This window comes from Vibrio hepatarius, from assembly GCF_001274785.1.
GTDB lineage: Bacteria > Pseudomonadota > Gammaproteobacteria > Enterobacterales > Vibrionaceae > Vibrio > Vibrio hepatarius.
This window is the reverse complement of record NZ_LHPI01000011.1, coordinates 11,054-36,431: the sequence shown is the minus strand read 5'-3', so window position 1 is coordinate 36,431 and position 25,378 is coordinate 11,054. Positions and strand designations below refer to the sequence as shown.

At 46.7% G+C, this 25,378-nt stretch carries 22 protein-coding genes; 18 read left to right on the top strand and 4 right to left on the bottom strand.

Going from position 1 to position 25,378, the window contains the following annotated elements; all coding sequences use genetic code 11:
• Positions 1 to 299 precede the first annotated feature (299 nt).
• On the bottom strand, positions 300 to 2,309 hold the full coding sequence (gene ligA / locus AKJ31_RS12395) for an NAD-dependent DNA ligase LigA (protein WP_053409418.1): 2,010 nt from the start codon (positions 2,307 to 2,309) through the stop codon (positions 300 to 302).
• Positions 2,310 to 2,486: 177 nt separating this feature from the next.
• A complete protein-coding gene (gene zipA / locus AKJ31_RS12390) occupies positions 2,487 to 3,374 on the bottom strand; it encodes a cell division protein ZipA (RefSeq protein WP_053409417.1) in 888 nt (295 codons plus the stop codon).
• A 209-nt stretch (positions 3,375 to 3,583) separates the two neighbouring features.
• On the opposite strand from zipA, the gene cysZ reads away from it, so the two are divergent.
• The 5 genes from cysZ (at position 3,584) to crr (ending at position 8,540) form a co-directional block, all read left to right on the top strand.
• Positions 3,584 to 4,321 carry a sulfate transporter CysZ gene (gene cysZ / locus AKJ31_RS12385; protein WP_053409416.1) on the top strand — a complete coding sequence of 246 codons (738 nt, stop codon included), beginning with the start codon at positions 3,584 to 3,586 and terminating at the stop codon, positions 4,319 to 4,321.
• Positions 4,322 to 4,533: 212 nt separating this feature from the next.
• Complete coding sequence (gene cysK, locus AKJ31_RS12380; protein WP_053409415.1) at positions 4,534 to 5,502, top strand: cysteine synthase A; 969 nt, start codon at positions 4,534 to 4,536, stop codon at positions 5,500 to 5,502.
• A gap of 301 nt (positions 5,503 to 5,803) precedes the next feature.
• On the top strand, positions 5,804 to 6,061 hold the full coding sequence (locus tag AKJ31_RS12375; RefSeq protein WP_004415108.1) for an HPr family phosphocarrier protein: 258 nt from the start codon (positions 5,804 to 5,806) through the stop codon (positions 6,059 to 6,061).
• 139 nt (positions 6,062 to 6,200) lie between these two features.
• A complete protein-coding gene (gene ptsI, locus AKJ31_RS12370) occupies positions 6,201 to 7,925 on the top strand; it encodes a phosphoenolpyruvate-protein phosphotransferase PtsI (RefSeq protein WP_053409414.1) in 1,725 nt (574 codons plus the stop codon).
• A gap of 105 nt (positions 7,926 to 8,030) precedes the next feature.
• Positions 8,031 to 8,540 (top strand): PTS glucose transporter subunit IIA, encoded by a 510-nt coding sequence (gene crr, locus AKJ31_RS12365; protein WP_053409413.1) that lies wholly within the window; start codon positions 8,031 to 8,033, stop codon positions 8,538 to 8,540.
• 69 nt (positions 8,541 to 8,609) lie between these two features.
• On the opposite strand, the gene AKJ31_RS12360 is transcribed toward crr, so the two are convergent.
• Complete coding sequence (locus AKJ31_RS12360) at positions 8,610 to 9,764, bottom strand: 2-octaprenyl-3-methyl-6-methoxy-1,4-benzoquinol hydroxylase (protein ID WP_053409468.1); 1,155 nt, start codon at positions 9,762 to 9,764, stop codon at positions 8,610 to 8,612.
• A 290-nt stretch (positions 9,765 to 10,054) separates the two neighbouring features.
• Here AKJ31_RS12360 and miaB point away from each other — a divergent pair, with 290 nt between their 5' ends.
• The 5 genes from miaB to lnt all read left to right on the top strand — a co-directional run bounded on the left by miaB (position 10,055) and on the right by lnt (position 15,666).
• Positions 10,055 to 11,479: a tRNA (N6-isopentenyl adenosine(37)-C2)-methylthiotransferase MiaB gene (gene miaB / locus AKJ31_RS12355; RefSeq protein WP_053409412.1), complete on the top strand. Its 1,425-nt coding sequence runs from the start codon at positions 10,055 to 10,057 to the stop codon at positions 11,477 to 11,479.
• A gap of 109 nt (positions 11,480 to 11,588) precedes the next feature.
• The gene (locus AKJ31_RS12350) at positions 11,589 to 12,677 is read left to right on the top strand and encodes a PhoH family protein (RefSeq protein ID WP_053409411.1); all 1,089 of its coding nucleotides are present in this window, start codon (positions 11,589 to 11,591) and stop codon (positions 12,675 to 12,677) included.
• On the top strand, positions 12,674 to 13,141 hold the full coding sequence (ybeY, locus tag AKJ31_RS12345) for an rRNA maturation RNase YbeY (RefSeq protein ID WP_053409410.1): 468 nt from the start codon (positions 12,674 to 12,676) through the stop codon (positions 13,139 to 13,141). The genes AKJ31_RS12350 and ybeY overlap by 4 nt, the downstream gene beginning before the upstream one ends.
• 67 nt (positions 13,142 to 13,208) lie before the next feature.
• Positions 13,209 to 14,108: a CNNM family magnesium/cobalt transport protein CorC gene (corC, locus tag AKJ31_RS12340; RefSeq protein WP_053409409.1), complete on the top strand. Its 900-nt coding sequence runs from the start codon at positions 13,209 to 13,211 to the stop codon at positions 14,106 to 14,108.
• Positions 14,109 to 14,157: 49 nt separating this feature from the next.
• Entirely contained in the window at positions 14,158 to 15,666 is a 1,509-nt protein-coding gene (gene lnt, locus AKJ31_RS12335) for an apolipoprotein N-acyltransferase (protein WP_053409408.1), read from the top strand.
• A 73-nt stretch (positions 15,667 to 15,739) separates the two neighbouring features.
• On the opposite strand, the gene AKJ31_RS12330 is transcribed toward lnt, so the two are convergent.
• The gene (locus tag AKJ31_RS12330) at positions 15,740 to 16,210 is read right to left on the bottom strand and encodes a zinc ribbon-containing protein (protein ID WP_053409407.1); all 471 of its coding nucleotides are present in this window, start codon (positions 16,208 to 16,210) and stop codon (positions 15,740 to 15,742) included.
• Positions 16,211 to 16,341: 131 nt separating this feature from the next.
• On the opposite strand from AKJ31_RS12330, the gene leuS reads away from it, so the two are divergent.
• The 8 genes from leuS to AKJ31_RS12290 all read left to right on the top strand — a co-directional run bounded on the left by leuS (position 16,342) and on the right by AKJ31_RS12290 (position 25,353).
• Complete coding sequence (leuS, locus tag AKJ31_RS12325; RefSeq protein WP_053409406.1) at positions 16,342 to 18,915, top strand: leucine--tRNA ligase; 2,574 nt, start codon at positions 16,342 to 16,344, stop codon at positions 18,913 to 18,915.
• 116 nt (positions 18,916 to 19,031) lie between these two features.
• Positions 19,032 to 19,679, top strand: coding sequence for an LPS-assembly lipoprotein LptE (locus AKJ31_RS12320; RefSeq protein ID WP_053409405.1), 648 nt, complete (start codon positions 19,032 to 19,034; stop codon positions 19,677 to 19,679).
• Between the two features lie 14 nt (positions 19,680 to 19,693).
• The gene (gene holA, locus AKJ31_RS12315; protein ID WP_053409404.1) at positions 19,694 to 20,707 is read left to right on the top strand and encodes a DNA polymerase III subunit delta; all 1,014 of its coding nucleotides are present in this window, start codon (positions 19,694 to 19,696) and stop codon (positions 20,705 to 20,707) included.
• Positions 20,708 to 20,768: 61 nt separating this feature from the next.
• On the top strand, positions 20,769 to 21,086 hold the full coding sequence (gene rsfS, locus AKJ31_RS12310) for a ribosome silencing factor (protein WP_053409403.1): 318 nt from the start codon (positions 20,769 to 20,771) through the stop codon (positions 21,084 to 21,086).
• Positions 21,087 to 21,089: 3 nt separating this feature from the next.
• A complete protein-coding gene (gene rlmH, locus AKJ31_RS12305; protein WP_053409402.1) occupies positions 21,090 to 21,560 on the top strand; it encodes a 23S rRNA (pseudouridine(1915)-N(3))-methyltransferase RlmH in 471 nt (156 codons plus the stop codon).
• Between the two features lie 6 nt (positions 21,561 to 21,566).
• A complete protein-coding gene (gene mrdA, locus AKJ31_RS12300; protein ID WP_053409401.1) occupies positions 21,567 to 23,450 on the top strand; it encodes a penicillin-binding protein 2 in 1,884 nt (627 codons plus the stop codon).
• On the top strand, positions 23,450 to 24,571 hold the full coding sequence (gene rodA, locus AKJ31_RS12295; RefSeq protein WP_053409400.1) for a rod shape-determining protein RodA: 1,122 nt from the start codon (positions 23,450 to 23,452) through the stop codon (positions 24,569 to 24,571). The genes mrdA and rodA overlap by 1 nt, the downstream gene beginning before the upstream one ends.
• Positions 24,571 to 25,353, top strand: coding sequence for a septal ring lytic transglycosylase RlpA family protein (locus tag AKJ31_RS12290; RefSeq protein WP_053409399.1), 783 nt, complete (start codon positions 24,571 to 24,573; stop codon positions 25,351 to 25,353). The genes rodA and AKJ31_RS12290 overlap by 1 nt, the downstream gene beginning before the upstream one ends.
• Positions 25,354 to 25,378 lie beyond the last annotated feature (25 nt).

Below are 25,378 nucleotides of genomic sequence, written 5' to 3'. Positions count from 1 at the left end.
TTTATCTAAAAAAATATGAGCCGCTACAAAGTTTTTGTTGCATAGTGATCATGATCGACAACAAACAGAATGAGGTACGACAAAATTAATAAAAACAAATACAATTCAAACACTTAAAAATATAAAATCATAAAATCAACTTGAAGTGCGTCGCATCGTTTATAAGATTAAGTGTTGATTAATGGGAATTTGAACACGATCACTGACGTATTTTTCTGCGCTACAACTCCATTATCAAGATGTTATTTCGGGACAAAAAAAAGCCACCAAACGGTGACTTTTTAAGCATTTTAGTTGATTTAAATTAATGCAATCAGGTCCTGTTCAGACTTAATTTCTACCCCTAATTCTTGAGCTTTAGCGAGTTTTGAACCTGCATTTTCACCAGCAAACAGGATATCGGTATTTTTTGACACACTACCTGTCACTTTCGCCCCTAGGTTTTGTAGTGCAGCTTTAGCATCACTACGCGACAGTTGGGATAACGTGCCAGTCAAAACGACCGTTTTACCCAATAAAGGTTGTGGGGCATCGGGGGCTTTATCTTCAACCTCAGCCCAGTGAACACCTTGCGCGATAAGATCATCAATCACCCGCTGATTACGTTCTTGAGCGAAAAACGCCGTGATATGACTGGCCACAATAGCACCGATATCTTGCACCTCGACTAATTGTTCATGAGTTGCACTTTGCACAGCTTCGAGTGTTTTGAAATGTAGCGCTAAGTTAGCCGCAGTGGCTTCACCGACTTCTCGAATACCCAGGGCGTATAAAAAGCGGGGTAGCGTAGTTTGTTTCGCCTTGACCAATGCATCGACAACGTTTTGTGCAGACTTTGGTCCCATACGGTCCAGTACCGTAATCACACCAGCTGACAGTTTGAATAAGTCAGCGGGCGTTTCAACCATCTCACGGTCTACTAACTGCTCAATCACTTTTACGCCAAGGCCATCAACATCTAACGCTTTACGAGAAACGAAATGTTTAAGCGCTTCTTTACGCTGCGCTTGGCACACTAAACCACCCGTACAGCGTGCAACGGCTTCCCCCTCAACTCTTTCGACATCAGAGTGGCAGACTGGGCAATGTGTTGGGAAGACAATATCTCGTGCGTCAGCAGGACGACGATCTTGCACCACGGAGACCACTTGAGGAATAACGTCACCCGCACGGCGGATCATCACGCAGTCGCCGATTTTTACCCCTAAACGCTCGATCTCATCTGCGTTGTGTAGTGTGGCGTTACTTACCGTCACTCCACCAACAAAAACAGGCTCTAACTTCGCCACAGGTGTAATGGCACCGGTGCGACCCACTTGGAACTCTACGTCATTGAGCGTAGTGATTTCCTCTTGCGCGGGGAACTTATAAGCAATCGCCCAACGCGGTGCTCTCGCGACAAAGCCAAGCTGCTCTTGAAGTTTGATGTCATCCACTTTGATGACCACACCATCAATCTCGTAAGGCAGTTCGTCACGACGTTGCAAGATATCTTGGTAGTAGGCTTTAACTTCATCAAGATTGGCCACACGACGTGTCTCCGGACACATTGGCATGCCCCAACCTTTTAGTTGTAAAAAGCGTTCATAATGACTTTCAGATAGCGTTGCACCTTCCACAACACCAACGCTGTACGCGTAGAAGCTTAGTGGTCGCGTCGCGGTAATTTTGGAATCCAACTGACGCAAACTACCCGCCGCGGCGTTGCGAGGGTTCACAAATACTTTTTCGCCTTTCTTTAACGCCAGTTCGTTTAGTTTTTCAAAACCAGCTTTAGGCATGAACACTTCACCACGCACTTCAATTCTTTGTGGCCAGCCTTCACCTCGTAACTTCAGTGGAATCGCTTTGATGGTTCGGACGTTGTCGGTAATGTTTTCACCCGTAGTGCCATCGCCACGAGTTGCAGCCTGAACCAGCACACCATTTTCATACAACAAGCTCACCGCGAGACCATCGAGTTTAGGTTCGCAGCAAAACACATCAAACGCACCTGTTGGGGCACGGTCGCGCATACGTTTATGGAAAGAGTTGAGCTCGCTGTCATCAAAAGCATTGTCCAGCGATAACATTGGAATTTCGTGTGCCACAGATTCAAATGCAGACAATGGAGCACCACCAACCCTTTGGCTTGGTGAATCCAATGTGACTAAATCAGGGTGTTGTGCTTCCAAGTCGATGAGCTCGCGCATCAAACGATCGTATTCTGCATCTGGGATTTCTGGATTATCTTCAACGTAATATTTAACTCCGTGGTAATGGAGCGTCTCACGTAACTGATTAAGCTGTTCTTGAATCTCTTGCGACATAACTGACTCTGGTATGTAACTATTTTAAACCCAGCCGCTATAGACAGTGACTGAGCAAGACTTGCAAAGGAGTATGAACACGCCTTTCTCGCTTGGCAATAGAGAAGCGATTGAAAACGAGTGTTCGTAAAAAGAAAAGGCTCCACTTGGGAGCCCTTAGAAAAATGTTCAGATTATTTAAGCGCTAGCCGCTTTAAATGCCTGAATTTGCGCTTTGTAGCCATCGATGCGGTTTGGTGTCATCAGATTGCGAGCATCATCTAACACATTAGCCCCCATATCATCCGCAATCAGTTGTGCGGTCTTAAGCATCAGCTTGAAGTTATGCTCAGGGTCGCCAAAACACGGCAATGTCATAAAGAATGAAATGCCTTTGGTGGTAAATTCGGCAGGATCATCATGTTTTAATGTCCCCGGCTGCATCATATTCGCCACACTGAATAACACTTTACCGGTGCCTGAGAGATCGGCGTGACGATGGAAGATGTCCATGTCTCCGTAGAGCAAGCCATTCTGTTGCATGCTGTCGAACAACTTAGTGCCGACAAATGGTTCTTCCCCTGCACAATGTACGTTTAAGACAATAACCTGCATCTCAGGCTCTGACTTAGGTTCGCTTTTCGCCGCCGTGACCACTTCGTCTTCTTCTACCAATGGTTCTTCAACAACAGGCTCAAGTCGCTCCTCTTCAACTTCATCAAATGACTTAGTTGAAATAGAAGGCACGTCTAACTCGACCTCTTCAACAATTTTTTCTTCAGGTTCAACCGTTTGTTCTGGTTCTGGCTCTGAGTAACCGTCAATCAACGGGTCTGCCGTTACGGTTTCAGTAACAAAGTCCGGCTCTTTGCGTTCTTTACGAATAATTTCAAAGTCGTCATCCGGCGCAAATGAACGTTCTGCCACCGACTCTGACTCGTCTTCATTATCGACATCTAATTTTCGAAGCGGTTTGTTACCAAACTTAGCCGCGCCTTCTTTTTTGCTTGTCCATAAACCGTGGAACAACAAAGCGGCGATCGCTAAGGCTCCGACAATTATGAGTACGAATCGCAGTTCCTGCATTTTTTACTCTCAATTACTCAATAAATCATACGAACGTTACGTATGCATCGAATCTGGTTAAACCTAACTATCAGTAACTCTACCAAAACTCCACCCTGTTTTAGAACAACTTAATGTTAGAAGTTCCTATAATGTTGTGATTTTGAACACGCTTTTTTCTTGTTAAGATAGTGGGAGTTCGTTTTTAAACCACTAGATGACTTAAAAATATGCATGTATCAACACGTCAACGCTCGGGTTTCGGTTATTTTGCTTACGGTCTAGAACTGGCACTGACACCAGGGATTCGTCGCTTCGTTCTTCTTCCTCTACTTACTAACGTGATTTTAGTCGGTGGGGCGCTGTTTTATCTTTTTTCCCATCTAGATACTTGGATTGGGCAATTGATGGGACAGTTACCAGAATTCTTATCTTGGCTAAGTTATATCTTATGGCCGCTATTGGTACTCACTATCTTGGCAACTTTCTCCTACTTTTTCAGCACACTGGCAAACTTCATTGCCGCACCTTTCAATGGGCTACTCGCTGAAAAAGTGGAAGAGCACTTAACCAATCAGAAGGTCAATGAAGATGGCATGCTGGCTGTGGTCAAAGATGTTCCACGCGTTCTTGCCCGCGAATGGCGTAAACTGGTGTACTTGTTACCAAAAGCGATTGGTCTTTTTCTGTTGTTACTGATCCCGGGACTTGGACAAACAGTCGGCCCTGTATTGTGGTTTATCTTCACCGCTTGGATGCTGGCTATCCAATATTGTGATTATCCGTTCGATAACCACAAAATCCACTTCAATGACATGCGTTACAATTTGAAACAAAAACAGGGCAAAGCGTATGGCTTTGGCTCGCTGGTCGCGTTTTTTACCACTATTCCGGTACTTAACCTTATTGTTATGCCTGTTGCAGTATGCGGCGCGACGGCCATGTGGGTACACGAGTTTAAGAAATAGACCCAACACCTGCATTGAAATCAGGGGTAAGCGATGTGACTTACCCCTCTCTATTTATATTCTTCATAGCTCTTTCATATCATATAACTTTTTAATCCTTTTCTAGTTTTTTCAGCTGTCCTACTCTCTACACAGTCAAATATAAACTGAACAGTAATAACTTTGAGCGCACTATGCTCTCGAAGTGAATGAATGAGATGAAGGATCACGCCATGAGCAAAATCTACGAAGACAATTCACTGACCATTGGTAACACTCCCCTAGTTCGCCTAAACAAAGTAAGTAAAGGTAAAGTGCTAGCAAAAATCGAAGCACGTAACCCAAGCTTCAGCGTTAAGTGCCGTATCGGTGCAAACATGATCTGGGAAGCGGAGAAGCAAGGTCAGCTAAAACCAGGTGTTGAGCTAGTCGAGCCAACAAGTGGTAACACTGGTATTGCACTCGCATTCGTAGCTGCTGCTCGTGGTTACAAGCTGACTCTGACTATGCCTGAATCAATGAGCCTTGAGCGTCGCAAGCTACTTAAAGCGCTTGGTGCGAACCTAGAACTAACTGAAGCCGCTAAAGGTATGAAAGGTGCAATTGCTAAAGCAGAAGAAATCGTTGCTAGCAACCCTGACAAGTACCTACTTCTTCAGCAATTCAACAACCCAGCAAACCCAGAAATCCACGAAAAGACCACTGGTCCAGAAATCTGGGAAGCAACTGACGGCGAAGTTGATGTGTTCGTCGCTGGCGTAGGTACAGGTGGTACAATCACAGGTACTAGCCGCTTCATCAAGGGTGAAAAAGGCAAGAACATTATCTCTGTCGCTGTTGAGCCAGCAGAATCACCAGTAATCACTCAAGCGCTAGCAGGTGAAGAAATTCAACCAGCACCACACAAAATTCAAGGTATCGGCGCAGGTTTTATCCCTGGCAACCTAGATTTAGAGCTTCTTGACCGCGTTGAGACAGTCACTTCTGAAGAAGCGATTGAAATGGCTCGTCGCCTGATGGAAGAGGAAGGTATCCTTGCCGGTATCTCTTCTGGAGCAGCAGTTGTTGCAGCGAACCGCCTAGCGGAACTACCTGAATTTGAAGGAAAAACTATCGTCACAGTACTGCCAAGTTCAGGCGAGCGTTACCTAAGCACCGCACTGTTTGCCGGCATCTTTACGGAAAAAGAGAACCAGCAATAACATGTAGCGAAATCAATTTTTCGTCTAAAAAAGCCCCTTTTAGGGGCTTTTTTGTTGATCCTTACCTCACCTTTGGTAATATCAGGACAGTTTTATTTCTAGCTTCAAAATAAAAGAGCTAAGTTAAGAAATTATGACACTATGAGATCCAGCAAAGATTGGAATCAAAAGTGAAAATTTTGCAAGCGGTATCACTTATGACACGTACCGGACGTTCATCAAGTAGTAGAATGGACCGAGACAAGCTAAGCTGGTGCTGGCAAAGAAACTATCAAAAAATAAATCAATTGGGGTATATAACATGTACGAGAAGCAAGTAGAAATCACTGCAGAAAACGGCCTTCACACTCGTCCAGCTGCTCAGTTCGTAAAAGAAGCGAAAGCATTTGACGCGGACATCACTGTGACTTCTAACGGTAAAAGCGCTAGCGCTAAGAGCCTATTCAAACTACAAACTCTTGGCCTAGTAAAAGGTACAGTAGTTTCTATCTCAGCTGAGGGCCCACAAGCTCAGCAAGCTGTAGACCACCTAGTTGCCCTAATGGATCAACTACACTAATCCGGTCTCCTATTTCTTAAAGCCATTTTGTGAAAGCAAAATGGCTTTATTGGAAATAGAGCGATATATAAGCTACTAATTATCGTTAGTGCACTCATTATTCTCCCGTTTTAAAAGTTGACCAACTTAAGGTAACGCTATGATTTCAGGCATCCTAGCATCTCCTGGTATTGCTATTGGTAAAGCACTACTACTTCAAGAAGATGAAATTGTCCTAAACACAAACACTATTTCAGACGATCAAGTAGAAGCAGAAGTTGCACGTTTCTTTGAAGCACGCGACAAATCTTCAGCTCAGCTAGAAACAATCAAGCAAAAAGCACTTGAAACCTTCGGTGAAGAGAAAGAAGCGATCTTTGAAGGTCACATCATGCTTCTTGAAGATGAAGAGCTAGAGGAAGAAATACTAGCACTTATCAAAAACGACAAGATGCACGCTGATAACGCAATCCACACTGTTATCGAAGAGCAAGCATCTGCACTTGAATCTCTAGACGATGAATACCTAAAAGAGCGTGCAACGGACATCCGTGACATCGGCACACGTTTCGTTAAAAACGCACTTGGTATCAACATCGTTTCTCTAAGCGATATTGAAGACGAAGTTATCTTGGTTGCTTACGATCTAACTCCATCAGAAACTGCGCAAATCAACCTAGACTACGTGCTTGGTTTTGCGTGTGATATCGGTGGTCGTACTTCGCACACTTCAATCATGGCTCGTTCACTAGAACTTCCAGCTATCGTTGGTACCAACGACATCACGAAGAAAGTTAAGAATGGCGACATGCTGATTCTTGATGCGATGAACAACAAAATCGTTATCAACCCTTCAGAGGCTGAAGTCGAAGAAGCGAAAGCAGTAAAAGCTGCATTCCTCGCTGAAAAAGAAGAGCTAGCAAAACTGAAAGACCTGCACGCAGAAACAACTGACGGTCACCGCGTAGAAGTATGCGGCAACATCGGTACTGTAAAAGACTGTGACGGCATCATCCGCAACGGCGGTGAAGGCGTTGGTCTGTACCGTACTGAATTCCTATTCATGGACCGTTCTGCACTACCAACAGAAGACGAACAGTACCAAGCGTACAAAGAAGTTGCGGAAGCAATGAATGGTCAAGCTGTGATTATCCGTACTATGGATATCGGTGGTGACAAAGATCTACCATACATGGATCTTCCTCAAGAGATGAACCCATTCCTAGGCTGGCGTGCAGTACGTATCAGCTTAGACCGTCGCGAAATCCTACGTGACCAGCTACGCGGCATCCTACGTGCATCTGCACACGGTAAGCTACGTATCATGTTCCCAATGATCATTTCTGTTGAAGAAATTCGTGAACTGAAGAAAGCGATCGAAGAGTACAAAGAAGAGCTACGCGCAGAAGGCCACGCGTTTGACGAAAACATCGAAATCGGTGTCATGGTTGAAACGCCAGCTGCAGCAGCTATCGCACACCACCTAGCAAAAGAAGTGGCTTTCTTCTCAATCGGTACAAACGATCTAACTCAGTACACGCTAGCGGTTGACCGTGGTAACGAGATGATCTCTCACTTGTACAACCCACTATCACCAGCAGTTCTAACGGTAATCAAGCAGGTTATCGACGCGTCTCACGCAGAAGGCAAGTGGACGGGTATGTGTGGTGAGCTAGCAGGTGACGAGCGCGCAACACTTCTTCTTCTTGGTATGGGCTTAGATGAGTTCTCAATGAGCGGCATCTCTATCCCTGCAGTGAAGAAAGTGATCCGTAACTCTAACTTCGCAGAAGTGAAAGCGATGGCAGAAGAAGCGTTATCGCTTCCAACTGCAGCTGAAATCGAAGCTGTTGTTGAAAAATTCATCGCAGAGAAATCTCAATAATCAGCTAATTCCAATAAGATAGACGGCAAAAATAGTCGTCTATCTTCTAAGATTGGTATACTATAATTCGACAGAATTACATAAAAACGTTAGGAGCATGACACAATGGGTCTGTTTGATAAACTTAAGAAGCTTGTATCTGATGACAGCGCTGATGCTGGTGCAATCGAGATCATCGCACCTCTATCAGGTGAAATCGTAAATATCGAAGATGTGCCAGACGTTGTTTTCGCAGAGAAAATCGTTGGTGACGGTATTGCTATCAAGCCAGCAGGCGACAAAATGGTAGCTCCTGTAAACGGTACTATCGGTAAGATTTTCGAGACTAACCACGCATTCTCTATCGAATCTGATGACGGCGTTGAGCTATTCGTTCACTTCGGTATCGATACAGTTGAACTTAAAGGCGAAGGCTTCAAGCGCATCGCTGAAGAAGGTCAATCTGTTAAAGCTGGTGACACTATCATCGAATTCGACCTAGCTCTTCTAGAAGAAAAAGCTAAGTCAACTCTTACTCCAGTTGTAATCTCTAACATGGACGAAATCAAAGAGCTGAACAAGCTTTCTGGTACAGTAACTGTTGGTGAAACACCAGTACTACGTGTAACTAAGTAATCTCTACTTAGCCAAACGAAAAAAAGCGCGGCCTCAAGCTGCGCTTTTTTGTATCTATTGATTTAAGAATCACTTTAAGCCAAGTGCGTATTTCAATACTTGCGCTTTAATAGGCCCAGATTTTTCTGCCACTTTCAGCGCAGCGTTGCGCACAAACTTAAGCGGCGCTAGCTCGTTGCTAAAGCTCTTGTAGAAGAAATCCATCCCCGATTGCATCAACAAGTTATCTGGGCGGCGTTTACGTTCATACTGCTTAAGTACGTCCATAGACAGAGTTTGTTGCCCCTCTGTCACTTCTAACAGCGCTTCCACGTCCTTGAAACCCAAGTTAACGCCCTGCCCTGCAAGCGGATTGATTGTATGCGCCGAATCGCCCACTAAAACACAGCCTGGCTTATAGTAGGATTGCGCGTGGCGACGCGTTAATGGAAAAGAACCGAACTGAAGCACTTTAACGTCACCCAGTTCTGCGGGGAAGTGGCTCAGCACTTCTTGTCTGAGCTGTTCGGTAGACATGCCACAAAGCTGCTTAATGCGTTTGGGGGAGTCATACCACACCAATGAACCTTGATGACCACACAGCGGCAAAAACGAGCGAGGACCGGTTGGGTTAAACTGCTGCCAGGTAATATCTTGCTGAGGAAGTTCGGTTTCAACATTGATTAGCATGCAATGCTGACGATAATCCCACGCTGTAATACCGATACCCGCCAAAGCGCGAACTTTTGAGTTTGCACCATCTGCGCCAACCACAAGATCCGCCGTAAAACACTCGCCGGAAGACAAAGTCACTTGTGGTGCTGCAGAAAACTCGATGTGTTGCAACGTCTCAGGGCAGCGCAGTGTAAGGTTTGGATACTTCTCAAACTCAGCCCACAAACCTAATTGAATCAAACGGTTCTCTACGATGTAGCCCAAACGCTCCATGTTCAATTCATCTGAATGGAAACGAGTACGGCAATCGGGGTGCTCCCAAGTTTCTAATCGACGGTATGGACACACGCGCATGTCTGATATTGCTTGCCAAGCACCGAGGCTTTCGAGGATCTCCACTGAGTGCTCAGAGATTGCAGAGACACGGATATCCATCGGCTGTTCAGGTGTAAAGGCTTCTGGCTCTTTCCCTTCAACAACCAACACACTTCTTCCTTGCTTAGCAAAACCAATCGCGACAGCGGCACCGACCATGCCACCACCAATGACTGCAACATCATACTTGCTCATATTTTGTACTTCATCGTATTGATTATTTGGCTGTTTTTCATTGTACGATTTCATTATCAAAATGTAACGAAAAACCTTGTCAGCCATCGGGGCAAATCCCTTGTGTAACATGGCTTTTAAGAGAATCAGTGTCAACACTGGTCAGTTGGTTTTGAAAGCAGTACAATACGCCGCTTACCGCCGAGAGGGCGGCTAAAACTTGGTCACCACTATTGCTATTACACCGGTGACTTTCTGGAAACATTGGGCGATTTGCTCCCTTAATTTAAACTAACGATCGAGCGAACAACATGAGTAAAAAACTGCTAATTAAAACCTGGGGCTGCCAGATGAACGAATACGATTCATCAAAAATGGCGGATCTACTGAATGCGGCTAACGGCTATGAGCTGACAGAAGAACCAGGAGAAGCAGACGTATTACTACTTAATACCTGTTCTATCCGTGAAAAAGCACAAGAGAAGGTATTCCACCAGCTAGGTCGTTGGAAAACGCTAAAAGACAAGAAACCGGGCGTCGTGATTGGCGTTGGTGGCTGTGTGGCGACACAAGAAGGTGATCACATTCGCGAACGCGCACCGTTCGTTGACGTTATCTTTGGCCCACAAACACTGCACCGCCTACCTGAGATGATTAAACAATCTCAAACAGACGACGCGCCAGTAATGGATATCTCTTTCCCAGAGATCGAGAAATTCGACCGCCTACCAGAACCACGCGCTGAAGGCGCGACAGCATTCGTGTCTATCATGGAAGGCTGCTCTAAATACTGTACTTACTGCGTAGTGCCATACACACGTGGTGAAGAAGTAAGCCGTCCGATGGATGACGTACTATTCGAAATCGCGCAGCTAGCTGAACAAGGTGTACGTGAAGTTAACCTACTTGGTCAAAACGTAAACGCGTACCGTGGCCCTATGCACGACGGCGAGATCTGCTCGTTTGCAGACCTGCTTCGTTTGGTTGCGTCTATCGACGGTATCGACCGCATTCGTTTCACCACTAGCCATCCGCTAGAGTTCACTGACGATATCATCGCGGTATACGAAGATACACCTGAGCTAGTGAGCTTCTTGCACCTACCAGTGCAAAGCGGTAGCGATCGCATCCTAACGATGATGAAGCGTCCACACACAGGCATCGAATACAAATCGATCATCCGTAAACTGCGTAAAGCGCGCCCTGACATTCAGATCAGTTCAGACTTTATCGTGGGTTTCCCAGGTGAAACAGACAAAGATTTCCAAGACACAATGAAGCTAATCAAAGACGTAGACTTTGATATGAGCTTCAGCTTCATCTTCTCTCCTCGTCCGGGCACACCGGCGGCAGACTATCCTTGTGACCTGTCTGAAGAAGTGAAGAAAGAGCGTCTGTACGAGCTGCAACAAACCATCAATAGCCAAGCGATGCGTTACTCTCGCTTGATGCTAGGTACAGAGCAACGTGTTCTGGTTGAAGGTCCTTCGAAAAAGAATCTAATGGAGCTTCGCGCTCGTACAGAGAATAACCGTGTGGTTAACTTTGAAGGTAGCGCAGACCTGATTGGTCAGTTTGTTGATGTGAAGATCACAGACGTATTTGCGAACTCACTACGTGGTGAAATCGTACGTACCGAAAAAGACATGGACTTACGTACTATCATTTCTCCAACACAAATGATGGCGAAGACCAAACGCGAAGATGAGCTGGGTGTAGCAACGTTTACGCCTTAAAGCTTGAAAATACCTGACTAAGTGACCATCTTAGAAAAAGGTATGTAAAGCCATTAGAAGCCCGGTCTAAATCGGGCTTCTACAAGATGGCAAAAAATGAGAGGCAACTTTGAGCAATAAAATTGTAACTCTAGAAATCGATCTAGAACCTTCAGATAATCGCCGCTTGGCAAGTCTTTGCGGTCCTTTCGACGACAATATCAAACACTTAGAGCGCCGTTTAGGTGTTGAAATCAGCTACCGTGGCAACTTTTTTACCATCGTGGGTAAACCTCACACCTCTGCGGCAGCACTCGAAATTATCAAGACGCTTTACGTCAATACTGCGCCAGTGCGTGGCAATATCCCTGATATCGAACCAGAAGAAATCCATTTAGCCATCAAAGAAACAGGCATTTTGGAACAAAACACTGAATCGGATATCGAGCACGGCAAAGAAGTCTTTATTAAGACAAAGAAAGGCGTGATCAAGCCGCGTACACCAAACCAAGCTCAATACTTGGTCAACATGGTGACACACGATATCTCTTTCGGTATTGGCCCGGCGGGTACAGGTAAAACTTACCTCGCGGTTGCAGCGGCGGTGGATGCTCTTGAGCGCCAAGAAATTCGTCGTATCTTGCTGACTCGTCCAGCGGTTGAAGCGGGTGAAAAACTCGGCTTCCTACCGGGTGATTTGAGCCAGAAAGTCGACCCATACCTTCGTCCACTGTACGACGCATTATTTGAGATGCTAGGCTTTGAACGTGTTGAAAAGCTTATCGAGCGCAACGTAATTGAAGTAGCGCCGCTTGCGTACATGCGTGGTCGTACACTGAATGACGCGTTTATCATCCTTGATGAAAGCCAAAACACCACCGTAGAACAGATGAAAATGTTCCTAACGCGTATTGGCTTTAACTCACGTGCCGTGATCACGGGTGACGTTACCCAGATCGACTTACCACGTGGAGCGAAATCGGGTTTACGTCACGCGATCGAAGTATTGAACGAAGTAGACGAGATTAGCTTCAACTTCTTCCAGTCGGACGACGTTGTGCGTCACCCTGTAGTTGCTCGCATCGTCAATGCCTACGAGAAGTGGGAAGCTCAAGACCAGAAAGAGCGCAAAGAGTACGAAAAGCGTCGTCGTGAAGAGCGCGAAGCCCAAGCTCAAGCGGTCGCTCAAGCAGCATTAAAAGAGAGCAAAGAGTCATGAGTATCGAACTCGACCTACAATTGGCTGTCGAAGATGAAAATGGCCTGCCTAGCTTTGAAGACGTTCAACGTTGGCTAAGCAATGCCGTTGAAAAGTTTCAACCTCAAGCCGAAGTCACGGTTCGTATCGTTGATGAAGAAGAAAGTCATCAACTCAACCACGAATATCGTGGTAAAGATAAGCCGACCAATGTGCTCTCTTTTCCATTTGAAGCCCCTCCGGGCATAGAGATCGACCTGCTGGGTGACTTGATCATTTGTCGCCAAGTGGTTGAGCGCGAAGCCAAAGAACAAGGCAAGCCTTTGATGGCACATTGGGCGCATATGGTTGTACATGGTAGTCTGCATCTGCTAGGTTATGATCATATCGAGGACGACGAAGCAGAAGAAATGGAGTCCCTCGAAACAGAAATCATGCAATCTATGGGTTTTGAAGACCCCTATATTGCTGAAAAGCAAAGCTAGTCCGCATCATCTTGATTAGCTTACGTGTGCTATCACACTTCTGATAGCGTTACTTAAATGAGAAACAATGAACGAAGACAATTCGACCTCATCTCTAGAAGGTAAGAAAGAAAAATCTGAAGGTCCGAGTAGAAAGTCCTTCTTCGGCCGCCTAGGTCAAATCTTCCAGGGTGAACCTAAAGATCGCCAAGAGCTTGTAGAAGTGATTCGCGATTCTGAAGAGAATGACCTGATTGACCATGACACCCGCGACATGCTTGAAGGTGTAATGGAAATCGCTGAGATGCGAGTGCGCGACATCATGATCCCACGCTCGCAAATGGTTACGGTTGACCGTAGCGACGATCTCGACGCTTTGGTTAACCTCATCACTGATGCAGCGCACTCGCGCTACCCGGTTATCAGTGAAGATAAAGACCATGTAGAAGGCATCCTGCTTGCGAAGGACTTACTTAAATACTTAGGCTCAGACTGTGCGCCATTTGATATCGAGCAAGTTATCCGTCCTGCGGTGGTTGTTCCTGAAAGTAAACGTGTTGACCGTCTACTTAAAGAATTCCGTGAGGAACGTTATCACATGGCAATTGTCGTAGATGAGTTCGGGGGCGTTTCAGGCCTTGTAACTATCGAAGACATCCTTGAAGAAATCGTTGGTGAAATTGAAGACGAATTCGACGATGAAGAAGAGTTAGATATCCGTAAACTGAGCAAGCACACTTACTCAGTGAAAGCGCTAACCACTATCGAAGAATTCAACGACAACTTCAAAACTACCTTCAGTGATGATGAAGTCGATACGGTTGGCGGTATGGTTATGACTGCTTTCGGCCACTTACCTTCACGCGGTGAAGTGGTGGAGATCGAAGGCTATAGCTTTAAAGTAACCGCAGCGGATAACCGCCGTGTGTTGCAAATACAAGTGACCATCCCCGATGAAGAGTCTCTTCCGGAAACAACAGAAGAGTAACGCTAATCTCACCTAGATGTGTACTCTAGGGATACTCAGACTAAGAACGATGAATAACGCTTTTTTTCATCGCCTAAAACGGCCGCTCGCGGCCGTTTTTGTTGGCGCTATCACCACACTTGCATTCGCTCCTTACCAACTTTGGCCATTGGCTTTTATCAGCCCCGCCTTGTTATTAATCTTACTCCATGGTCAATCCACTAAACGTGCACTTGGTATCGGCTACGCTTGGGGATTAGGTCAGTTTGCCACTGGCATCAGTTGGGTTTACATCAGTATCGATCACTTTGGTGGCATGCCTAAAGCGGCCAGTCTATTTTTGATGGCGCTGTTGATTGGTTATTTGGCCATCTACCCTGCACTATTTAGCTGGTGTTTAAATCGTTTTTTCCCCAACTCAAACCGCACTCGTTTCTTCTTAGCAGCCCCAGCACTGTGGCTGGTCTTCGACTGGTTACGCGGTTGGGTGATGACGGGCTTCCCGTGGCTATGGCTCGGTTACAGTCAAATAGAAAGCCCATTAGCCAACTTTGCTCCGATTGGTGGCGTCGAGTTATTAACGCTGTTGGTTGTTGTAGCTGCCGCAAGCATTGCTTATGCGGCGCTGAACCGACAATGGCTTCATCTGTTGATTCCGGCCGTCATCCTTGCGGCAGGTTACGGTCTAAAAGCGGCCAACTGGGTGAGTCCAATGCCGGAGAAAGCGTCTAAAGTCGCGCTGATTCAGGGTAACATCGCACAGGAACTTAAATGGTTGCCAAGCCAACGCTGGCCAACCATCATGAAATACACCGACCTGACGCGCGAAAATTGGGATGCCGATATCATCATTTGGCCGGAAGCGGCTATTCCTGCGTTTGAATTCGAGATTGCTTCGTTTTTACACAACCTAGATTCTGCGGCGAAAATGAATAACAGCGCCGTCATTACTGGCGTGGTGAATCAGGCGGAGAACAAACAGTTCTACAACAGTATTCTCACTGTTGGTGAAACATCACTGGGTGACTATAACTACGATGTGAACGCACGCTACAACAAGCACCATTTGTTGCCGTTTGGCGAATTTGTCCCGTTCGAGAGCATTCTTCGCCCACTCGCACCATTCTTCAATCTGCCGATGTCGTCATTCAGCCGTGGCGAATTTATCCAGCCGAACATTGATGCGAATGGCACGCAGATGGCGCCAGCCTTGTGTTATGAGATTATTTTCAACGAGCAAGTACGCCGCAACATCACCGATGACACGGACTTCATCTTGACGTTATCCAATGACGCTTGGTTTGGCCGCTCGATTGGTCCGCTGCAACATATGGAAATTGCGCGCATGCGTGCGCTGGAGTTAGGCAAGCCTGTGATTCGTTCAACCAATAACGGAGTCACTGCAGTCACTGACCACAAAGGTAATATCACCGCGCAAATCCCTCAATTTGAAACGGGCGTCCTGCGCGCAGAAGTGGTTCCAACGCAAGGGTTCACCCCATACACCAAGTTAGGGACATGGCCGCTGTACATCTGGGTACTACTCAGCTTAGTGATTGGTTGGCGACTCAAGGATTAGTGACTTAACAATTTAAATTACACCAAAACAAAAAAGGCACTGTCAGACAGTGCCTTTTTTCGTTTATGCGATTTTATGGTTTTAACGCCTGGCGACTAAAGCCAGTACAACCACATTTACTGCACGGAATGATTTCAGTCGGGTGGTTATACTCTGTCTTATGCCCGCATTCATCACACACCAATACACCAAGTCCAATCACCTCGCCGGCCTCATAAAGGCCTTGGTGCTCTAGGTCATCGAATAGCTCTACCCACTCCACTTTGGTGCGGTCAGTAATTTCGAGCAAACCTTGCCAAATTGAGTCAGCAATCATTAAAGAGAACGGGCTGTTTTTCGACTCTTCGTAATTTTCAGCAAATTCTTTCAAATCAGACTTTACGTATGCCGAAACCAACGCCAATTCATCTTTGGTCAGATCATTCGCGGCTTCGACCACTTTGCCGGATGTTTCTAAAACGCGGTTAACTTCTTCAGGGCTATGCTTGAGCGCTTCGACAACGTCTTCAAACATTTCCTCATAACCTTCTTTACGTTTTGGCATAGTTACCCTCCTTACTGAGAATTGAAGAGTGTAGGCTATTGTTGTACCTCGCTCCTTTAGGTATTCTATGACGATCTATTTAAGTCTGTTCTAACCGAACTCACAAATTCCAAGATAACCGGATATCATCGATGCAAGAACAATACAACCCACAAGACATTGAACAGAAAGTTCAAAAGCACTGGGATGACAACAAGACCTTTGTTGTAAGTGAAGACCCAAATAAAGAAAAATTCTACTGTCTATCTATGTTCCCATACCCAAGTGGTCGACTACACATGGGTCACGTGCGCAACTATACCATCGGTGACGTAGTATCTCGTTTCCAACGCCTACAAGGCAAAAACGTAATGCAACCAATCGGTTGGGATGCGTTCGGTCTACCAGCAGAAAACGCAGCAGTGAAAAACAACACTGCACCAGCGCCATGGACTTACGAAAATATCGAATACATGAAAAACCAGCTTAAGTTGCTGGGTTTTGGTTACGACTGGAGCCGTGAATTCGCGACATGTACACCTGAATACTACCGCTGGGAACAAGAGTTCTTCACTAAGCTTTACGAGAAAGGCCTAGTTTACAAGAAAACTTCATCAGTGAACTGGTGTCCAAACGACCAAACGGTTCTAGCAAACGAACAGGTTGAAGACGGTTGTTGTTGGCGTTGTGATACACCTGTAGAACAAAAAGAGATCCCTCAGTGGTTCATCAAGATCACTGAATACGCGCAAGAGCTACTTGACGATCTAGACAACCTAGATGGCTGGCCAGAAATGGTTAAAACCATGCAGCGCAACTGGATCGGTCGCTCTGAAGGTGTTGAACTCAAATTCGAAGTGAAAGGTCAACAAGACCTAGAAGTTTACACAACGCGTCCAGACACACTAATGGGTGTGACTTACGTTGGTATCGCAGCGGGCCACCCTCTTGCGACTATCGCATCAGAGAGCAACCCAGAGCTAGCGGCATTCATCGAAGAGTGTAAGAACACCAAAGTTGCTGAAGCTGAGCTAGCAACAATGGAGAAGAAAGGTATGGCAACTGGCCTTACTGCGATTCATCCATTGAACGGTCGTGAAGTGCCAGTTTACGTAGCAAACTTCGTACTAATGGACTACGGCACAGGCGCGGTTATGGCAGTACCTGCACACGACCAACGTGACTTTGAGTTCGCAACTAAATACGGTCTAGACATCGTGCCTGTGATCAAGCCAGTTGACGGCAGCGAGCTAGACATCTCTGAAGCGGCATACACTGAGAAAGGTGTACTGTTCGATTCTGGTGAATTCGACGGCCTAGAATTCCAAGCGGCGTTCGATGCAATCGCAGCCAAGCTAGAAGCAGAAGGCAAAGGCACGAAGACAGTTAACTTCCGTCTACGTGACTGGGGTGTATCTCGTCAACGTTACTGGGGCGCACCAATCCCAATGGTAACCACTGAAGACGGTGAAGTTCACCCAGTACCTGCAGACCAACTACCTGTGATTCTTCCCGAAGACGTGGTAATGGACGGCGTCACTAGCCCAATCAAAGCAGATAAAGAATGGGCGAAGACAACCTTCAACGGCGAACCGGCTCTACGTGAGACAGATACGTTCGATACGTTCATGGAGTCTTCTTGGTACTACGCGCGTTACTGTAGCCCGCAAGCTGACGACATCCTAGACCCAGAAAAAGCAAACTACTGGCTACCAGTAGACCAGTACATCGGTGGTATCGAGCACGCTTGTATGCACCTACTGTACTCACGCTTCTTCCACAAATTGCTTCGTGACGCAGGTTACGTGACGTCTGACGAACCGTTCAAGCAACTACTGTGTCAAGGCATGGTACTGGCTGACGCGTTCTACTTCGAGAACGAAAAAGGCGGCAAAGAGTGGGTTGCTCCAACTGACGTGAAAGTTGAGCGTGACGGTAAAGGTCGCATCACTTCTGCTACCGATAACGAAGGTCGCAACGTTGAGCACTCTGGCATGATCAAAATGTCTAAGTCGAAGAACAACGGTATTGACCCGCAAGAGATGGTCGACAAGTACGGAGCTGATACAGTACGTCTATTCATGATGTTCGCGTCTCCAGCAGACATGACACTTGAATGGCAAGAGTCTGGCGTAGAAGGGGCAAACCGCTTCCTAAAACGTGTCTGGAAACTAGTGAAAGAGCACACAGCGAAAGGCGCGGCAGAAGCAGTTGACGCTGCGGCACTGTCTGCTGACCAGAAAGCACTGCGTCGTGACGTTCATAAGACTATCGCGAAAGTGACCGATGACGTTGCACGCCGTCAGACGTTCAACACTGCTATCGCAGCGATCATGGAACTGATGAACAAGCTAGCGAAAGCGCCTCAAGAATCTGCGCAAGATCGTGCAATTCTGGATGAAGCGCTAAAAGCGATCGTGGTTATGCTTTACCCAATCACTCCGCATATCTGTTTTGAAATGTGGGCGGCACTAGGTCAAGCAAACATCGACAACGCGGCATGGCCAACGTTTGACGAGAAAGCGCTCGTTGAAGACGAGAAATTGATCGTTGTTCAGGTTAACGGCAAGCTACGTGCAAAACTAACGGTTGCAGCTGATGCAAGCAAAGAACACGTTGAAGAGCTAGGTTTGAACGACGAAAACGTTGTGAAATTCACAGAAGGCCTAACAGTACGTAAAGTGATTTACGTTCCTGGTAAACTTCTGAATATCGTAGCGAACTAATTTATCGCCTTATAGTCTTAAGCAGGGTGTAACCACGCCCTGCTTTATTTATCTCAGCTTATTCCTCGAGTGATCTGAGATAAATAATCCAATAATTAATTGAGAGCCATCAATCTATGTTTCGTAGAGCATCGCGTCTGTTTTCTTTCTCTTCTATTAAGCTTACAACGGCAGTACTTGTCGCCAGTTTACTTGCAGGCTGTGGTTTTCACCTACGCGGTGACTACTCAATTCCAGAGTCACTCAACACACTGTCACTGACCAGTTATGATGAATACAGTAACTTCACTCGTATGATGAAAGGCCAACTGCGTTTAAGCGAAGTAAAAATCGTGTCACCAGCGTCCAACGTCCCTAACCTACACCTTATCAGTGAATCAATTAGTGAACGCACACTATCGCTATACCAAACCGCGCGCGCAGCAGAAAAAGAACTGACCTTCCGCGCATCATACCGAGTAACCGCACCGGGTTTAGGAGCGAAAACGCTATCGACTAGCGTAACTCGCAGCTACTTGGATAACCCACTCAGCGCACTGGCTAAATCGGTAGAACGTGACATGATTGAAGATGAAATGCGCAAGTTGGCAGCCACACAAATTGTTCGTCAGATGGCACGTTTAAAAGCCGATATTGCCCACAACCGATTCGATGACGAAGTCGCTGAAACAGAAGTAACTCAAGACGATCAGCAATATCAAATCAAAACCTATGTGGGTGACAAAGAAGTTGACCTGAACGAGTTATCGACTTCTGCTCAGTAAGGTAAGGGGACACCATGCGAATTTTCGCTGACCGATTGGTGGAGCAGCTCAACAAGCAGCTTCACCCAACTTACTTAATCTTTGGTAACGAGCCACTTCTGCTGCAAGAGTCGCGTCAAGCGATTCAAAAAGCCGCGTTCGCCCAAGGCTTTGAAGAGCGTCATCGTTTCTCTATCGACAACTCTTTCGATTGGAGCCCAGTTTACGACTGTTGCCAAGCGATGAGCCTGTTCTCAGCACGCCAAATCATTGAGTTAGAACTGCCTGAGACTGGCGTCAACGCGGCTATCGCCAAAGAGTTAGTCGCACTCAGTGAGTTACTGCATAGCGACATCATTTTGGTGCTCATCGGCACTAAGCTAACCAAAGCGCAAGAAAACGCAAAATGGTTTAAAGCGCTGTCAGCACAAGGTTGTTGGGTAAATTGCCTCACGCCAGACATCCAGCGCTTACCTCAATTTGTTCAAGCGCGCTGCCGTGCATTAAACCTCAAACCAGACCCAGAAGCGGTGAAAATGCTGGCGCAATGGCATGAAGGTAACTTGTTTGCGTTAACCCAAAGCCTGGAAAAACTGGCGTTGATCTACCCAGACGGACAACTGAACTTGATTCGACTGGAAGAGTCTCTTAGCCGACACAACCACTTTACCGCTTTTCATTGGATAGATGCCCTGCTCGCTGGCAAGGCCAATCGCGCGCAACGCATCATGCGTCAACTTGAAGCAGAAGGCGTAGAACTGGTCATTTTGGCAAGAACGGTACAAAAAGAACTGTCTCAACTGCTTTCCATGCAGCAGATGCTACAAAGCGCACCGATGGGTAAAGTCTTTGACCAATTCAAGGTATGGCAATCTAAACGACCACTCTACTCAGCTGCGTTGAACCGCCTGAAGATGAGTGATCTGCGCCACCTAATTCAGTTGTTGGCGAAGATAGAGCTTCTGGTCAAGACCCAGTATGATGAATCTAGCTGGCCACTATTGCACCAGTTAAGCGCTGAGATGTGCCAACCACCAATGAAGCACTAAAAAAGCGTGATATACTTCGCCGCCCAAATTTGAACCTAATTGATACAACGAGGACAACACCTTGCAACTTGAAGAGCTAAATGATTTTTTAGTCGATAAAGTCGATGATATGAAAGCACAAGACATCAAAACGATTGATGTTCAAGGTAAATCCAGCATTACTGACTACATGATCATCTGCACTGGCACTTCAAAACGTCACGTGTCTTCTATCGCCGACCATGTCGCACAAGAAGCGAAGCAAGCGGGCATGGAACCGCTTGGTATTGAAGGTGAAAAAGAAGGCGAATGGGTTGTACTGGATATGGGTACAACCATTGTTCACGTGATGCAAGAAGAGCAACGCGAGCTATACCAACTTGAGAAGCTTTGGGGCTAATCAATGAAAATTCAGTTGATTGCCGTTGGGACTAAGATGCCCAAATGGGTGGAAGAAGGGTTTCAAGAATACCGTCGTCGATTCCCTCATGACATGCCGTTAGAGCTGATTGAAATTCCAGCGGGAAAACGCGGTAAAAACGCTGATATTGCAAGAATTCTGCAAAAAGAAGGTGACGCGATGCTGGCTGCAGTGCCAAAGGGCAACCGAATTGTTACTCTAGATATCCCTGGCAAAAAGTGGGACACGCCACAACTGGCAGAACAACTGGAAAGCTGGAAATTGGATGGTCGTGACGTATCAATCTTGATTGGTGGTCCAGAAGGTCTCGCGCCTGCGTGTAAAGCAGCGGCGGATCAAAGCTGGTCTCTGTCTGCTCTCACGTTACCTCATCCGCTTGTCCGCATTGTTATGGCAGAAAGTTTATACCGAGCGTGGAGCATTACCGCTAACCACCCGTACCACCGAGAATAAGTATTCATGTTAAGGAAGCGTTCCCAAATAAGGGACTATCAAGAAGAAGCACGACTGTTTAAGAGCCGTGCTATTTTCGCTTTCATTGGCATTGTGGCTATGATGGGCATACTGGTCACTAATCTGTACAACATACAGATCAACCAGTTTCAAGATTATAAGACCCGCTCCAACGACAACCGTATCAAAGTCGTTCCTATCGCGCCTAACCGTGGGCTAATCTACGACCGAAATGGTGTACTTCTAGCAGAAAACCAACCCGTTTTTAGCTTAGAAATCACACCGGAAAAAGTCGATGATATGGATGAGACGATTGCGCGTCTGCAACAAATCTTGACCATTACTCCCGAGCAAATTGAACGCTTCCACAAAGAGCGCGTGCAGACACGTCGCTTTAAGTCAGTACCGATACTGAATCAGCTTACTCAGCAGCAAGTAGCGAAATTTTCGGTCAACCAACACAAATTCCCAGGCGTTGCCGTCAACGCGGCGCTGAAACGCAACTACCCATTTGGCGAAGTGCTCACTCACGTTATTGGCTACGTATCGCGTATCAACGACCGCGATATGCAGCGTTTGATCCGTGAAGAGAAAGACGCCAACTATCAAGCGACTCGTGATATCGGTAAGTTAGGCATCGAGCGCTACTACGAAGATTTACTCCACGGCACTGCAGGCTACCAAGAAGTCGAAGTAAACAGCCGCGGTCGTATCATTCGCACCCTCAAGTACGTTCCTCCAGTTCCGGGTAAAGACATCGTTCTCAACCTCGATATCGACTTACAGTTGTATGTACATAGCTTATTGGATTCGCGCCGCGGCAGCGTAGTCGTCCTCGATCCAAAGGACAATGGGGTACTGGCGATGGTATCGAGCCCTAGTTACGACCCGAACGCTTTCGTACACGGTATTTCGGGTAAAGCCTACAGCGCGTTACTCAACGATAAAAACCGTCCACTGGTAAACCGCGCTACGCTAGGTATTTATCCACCAGCGTCGACCATCAAGCCATTTATGGCAGTAGCAGCGTTGGAAGAAGGCGTGATCACACCGAATACGACCCGCAATGACCCTGGTTATTGGCGGATTCCGAACTCGAAAACCAAGCCATTCCGTGACTGGCTACGCTGGGGACACGGCAAAGTCGATATCGTTAAATCGATTGAAGAGTCCGTCGATACTTTCTTCTATCAAATCGCCTATGACATGGGCATCGACCGCATTTCGCGCTGGATGATGATGTTTGGCTTTGGTGATTACACCGGCATCGATATCTACGAAGAAAGTAAAGCGAACATGCCGACGCGTGAATGGAAGATGGCGCGGCATCGAGTGCCTTGGTATCAAGGTGACACAATCCCAGTCGGTATTGGACAAGGTTACTGGACGTCAACGCCAATGCAGTTAGCAAAAGCGACGTCGGTATTGGTCAAACGCGGCCAAGTGCTTGCCCCTCACCTACTGCGTGCAACGATTGAAAACGGCGATCGATTTGAAACACAAACACTGTCTGAAGTTGAGAGCTACCCGCCGATTACCGGCGTACCTAAGCGTTACTGGGATATCGCAATTGAAGGGATGCGTTTGGTTAACCACGGAAAGAAAGGCACCGCGCGACGTGCGTTCTACAAAACCGAATATGTCAGCGCAGGCAAGTCAGGCACGGCTCAGGTATTTGGTCTAGGTGAAAACGAAGAATACAACGCAGACGAAATCGCTGAACACTTACGTGACCATGCGCTATTCACCGGTTTTGCTCCGGTCGACGACCCGCAGTTGATTGTCACTATGGTATTGGAAAACGCAGGTGGCGGCTCATCTCAAGGTGGCCCGGTGGTACGTAAGATCTTCGACCATGTGATCGTAGAGAGAAAAGAGGCAGCAAAATAATGGATTTGAACCCAGCAACTGGTCAAAACCGAGGCCTTTTCGAACGCTTCCATATTGATTTAACCATGCTGCTTGGCATCTTGGTATTGATGGGCTTTGGCTTAGTGGTCATGTACAGCGCCAGTGGACAAAACCTATTGATGATGGAACGCCAGGCAATGCGCATGGGCTTGTCACTTGGTGTGATGTTGCTACTTGCCCAGATCCCGCCAAGAACCTATGAGACACTGGCACCGCTGGTATTTTTTGCCGGTGTGGCACTGCTACTCGGGGTACTGTTTTTTGGTGAAGCGTCCAAAGGCGCACAACGCTGGCTGAACTTAGGTTTCGTCCGCTTCCAGCCGTCTGAGCTACTCAAGCTCGCTGTACCGCTGATGGTCGCACGTTATATTGGTAAGCGCCCACTACCACCGACCTTCCAAACGCTGGTGATGTCGCTGGTGATGGTGTTTGTACCCACTATCCTAATCGCCAAACAACCGGACTTAGGTACATCGATTCTTATCGCCGCTTCAGGCATCTTTGTGATCTTTTTAGCGGGTATCAGTTGGCGAATCATATTCGGCGCGGCATGTGCACTTGGCGCGTTTTTACCGATTTTATGGTTCTTCCTGATGCGCGAATACCAAAAAGTGCGGGTAAGAACGCTATTTAATCCAGAGTCCGACCCTCTTGGTGCGGGCTACCACATTATCCAAAGTAAGATTGCCATCGGTTCTGGCGGTATTGCTGGTAAAGGCTGGCTTCAGGGAACACAGTCTCAGCTAGAGTTTCTACCTGAGCGTCATACCGACTTTATCTTCGCCGTGATCGCAGAAGAATGGGGCTTGATTGGTATTTTAGGCTTACTCAGCCTATACCTGTTTATCATCGGACGTGGTCTATTTATGGCCAGCAAAGCACAAACCGCTTTTGGCCGCATGATGGCAGGCAGTATCGTACTGAGCTTCTTCGTTTATGTCTTTGTAAACATAGGTATGGTGAGCGGTATCTTGCCTGTGGTAGGTGTACCACTACCGCTGATCAGTTATGGCGGCACGTCGATGGTGACGTTGATGGCAGGCTTTGGCATTCTTATGTCTATCCATACACACAGAAAAGCGTTTTCTAAGGCGACTTAATGATGAATCACAAACACCTGCTGGCACTAGTATGTGCAAGCGTTATTCTTGCAGGCTGCTCTTCTTCGCCGTCAAAACGCTATACGATCGACGACGATATTGCACCTGACAGCCCAATTTCGGTTGAGCATATTGAAGATGCTCATCCTCAATATGAACCATACAGCCGTGGTGGCAACAGCGACTACACCTTACGTGGCCAACGCTACACCATCATCAAAGATGCCAAAGGGCATACCGAAGAAGGTCAAGCATCGTGGTACGGAAAAAAGTTCCACGGTCATTTGACTTCAAACGGCGAAGTGTATGATATGTATTCGATGTCTGCCGCACATAAAACGCTACCACTGCCGAGTTACGTTGAAGTCACCAACAAAGACAATGGCCGTAAAGCGATTGTACGCGTCAACGACCGAGGTCCATTCCATCCGGGTCGTATCATTGACCTGAGCTACGCGGCGGCAACTAAACTGGATGTGATTCGCACGGGGACGGCAAACGTCTCAATTAAAGTCATCACAGTAGATAAGCCAACTGATGCGCGCAAGCAAAAAGCTTTACCAAAGTACGCGATTCAGGTGGCATCTTCGCAACATGAAGATCGCGTGCGAACTCTTGCGCAAGATTTAGGTCAAAAACTCTCTGTGGGAAGCTACATCAACTCAGATAACCGCCAGCACCGAGTGCTGCTGGGTCCATTCGATGACTATATGCTGACACAAAAGACCTTAGAACAAGTAAAATCGCTCGGTTTCCCGAGTGCGTTTATTAAATCCTTATAAGCCTTAACTTATTTGGCTTTTGTTG

Bases quoted from the DNA above. Each gene is read 5' to 3' on its own strand.
- ligA (WP_053409418.1), bottom strand. From the start codon at position 2,309: ATGTCGCAAGAGATTCAAGAACAGCTTAATCAGTTACGTGAGACGCTC.
- zipA (WP_053409417.1), bottom strand. From the start codon at position 3,374: ATGCAGGAACTGCGATTCGTACTCATAATTGTCGGAGCCTTAGCGATC.
- cysZ (WP_053409416.1), top strand. From the start codon at position 3,584: ATGCATGTATCAACACGTCAACGCTCGGGTTTCGGTTATTTTGCTTAC.
- cysK (WP_053409415.1), top strand. From the start codon at position 4,534: ATGAGCAAAATCTACGAAGACAATTCACTGACCATTGGTAACACTCCC.
- AKJ31_RS12375 (WP_004415108.1), top strand. From the start codon at position 5,804: ATGTACGAGAAGCAAGTAGAAATCACTGCAGAAAACGGCCTTCACACT.
- ptsI (WP_053409414.1), top strand. From the start codon at position 6,201: ATGATTTCAGGCATCCTAGCATCTCCTGGTATTGCTATTGGTAAAGCA.
- crr (WP_053409413.1), top strand. From the start codon at position 8,031: ATGGGTCTGTTTGATAAACTTAAGAAGCTTGTATCTGATGACAGCGCT.
- AKJ31_RS12360 (WP_053409468.1), bottom strand. From the start codon at position 9,764: ATGAGCAAGTATGATGTTGCAGTCATTGGTGGTGGCATGGTCGGTGCC.
- miaB (WP_053409412.1), top strand. From the start codon at position 10,055: ATGAGTAAAAAACTGCTAATTAAAACCTGGGGCTGCCAGATGAACGAA.
- ybeY (WP_053409410.1), top strand. From the start codon at position 12,674: ATGAGTATCGAACTCGACCTACAATTGGCTGTCGAAGATGAAAATGGC.
- corC (WP_053409409.1), top strand. From the start codon at position 13,209: ATGAACGAAGACAATTCGACCTCATCTCTAGAAGGTAAGAAAGAAAAA.
- lnt (WP_053409408.1), top strand. From the start codon at position 14,158: ATGAATAACGCTTTTTTTCATCGCCTAAAACGGCCGCTCGCGGCCGTT.
- AKJ31_RS12330 (WP_053409407.1), bottom strand. From the start codon at position 16,210: ATGCCAAAACGTAAAGAAGGTTATGAGGAAATGTTTGAAGACGTTGTC.
- leuS (WP_053409406.1), top strand. From the start codon at position 16,342: ATGCAAGAACAATACAACCCACAAGACATTGAACAGAAAGTTCAAAAG.
- AKJ31_RS12320 (WP_053409405.1), top strand. From the start codon at position 19,032: ATGTTTCGTAGAGCATCGCGTCTGTTTTCTTTCTCTTCTATTAAGCTT.
- holA (WP_053409404.1), top strand. From the start codon at position 19,694: ATGCGAATTTTCGCTGACCGATTGGTGGAGCAGCTCAACAAGCAGCTT.
- rlmH (WP_053409402.1), top strand. From the start codon at position 21,090: ATGAAAATTCAGTTGATTGCCGTTGGGACTAAGATGCCCAAATGGGTG.
- mrdA (WP_053409401.1), top strand. From the start codon at position 21,567: ATGTTAAGGAAGCGTTCCCAAATAAGGGACTATCAAGAAGAAGCACGA.
- rodA (WP_053409400.1), top strand. From the start codon at position 23,450: ATGGATTTGAACCCAGCAACTGGTCAAAACCGAGGCCTTTTCGAACGC.
- AKJ31_RS12290 (WP_053409399.1), top strand. From the start codon at position 24,571: ATGATGAATCACAAACACCTGCTGGCACTAGTATGTGCAAGCGTTATT.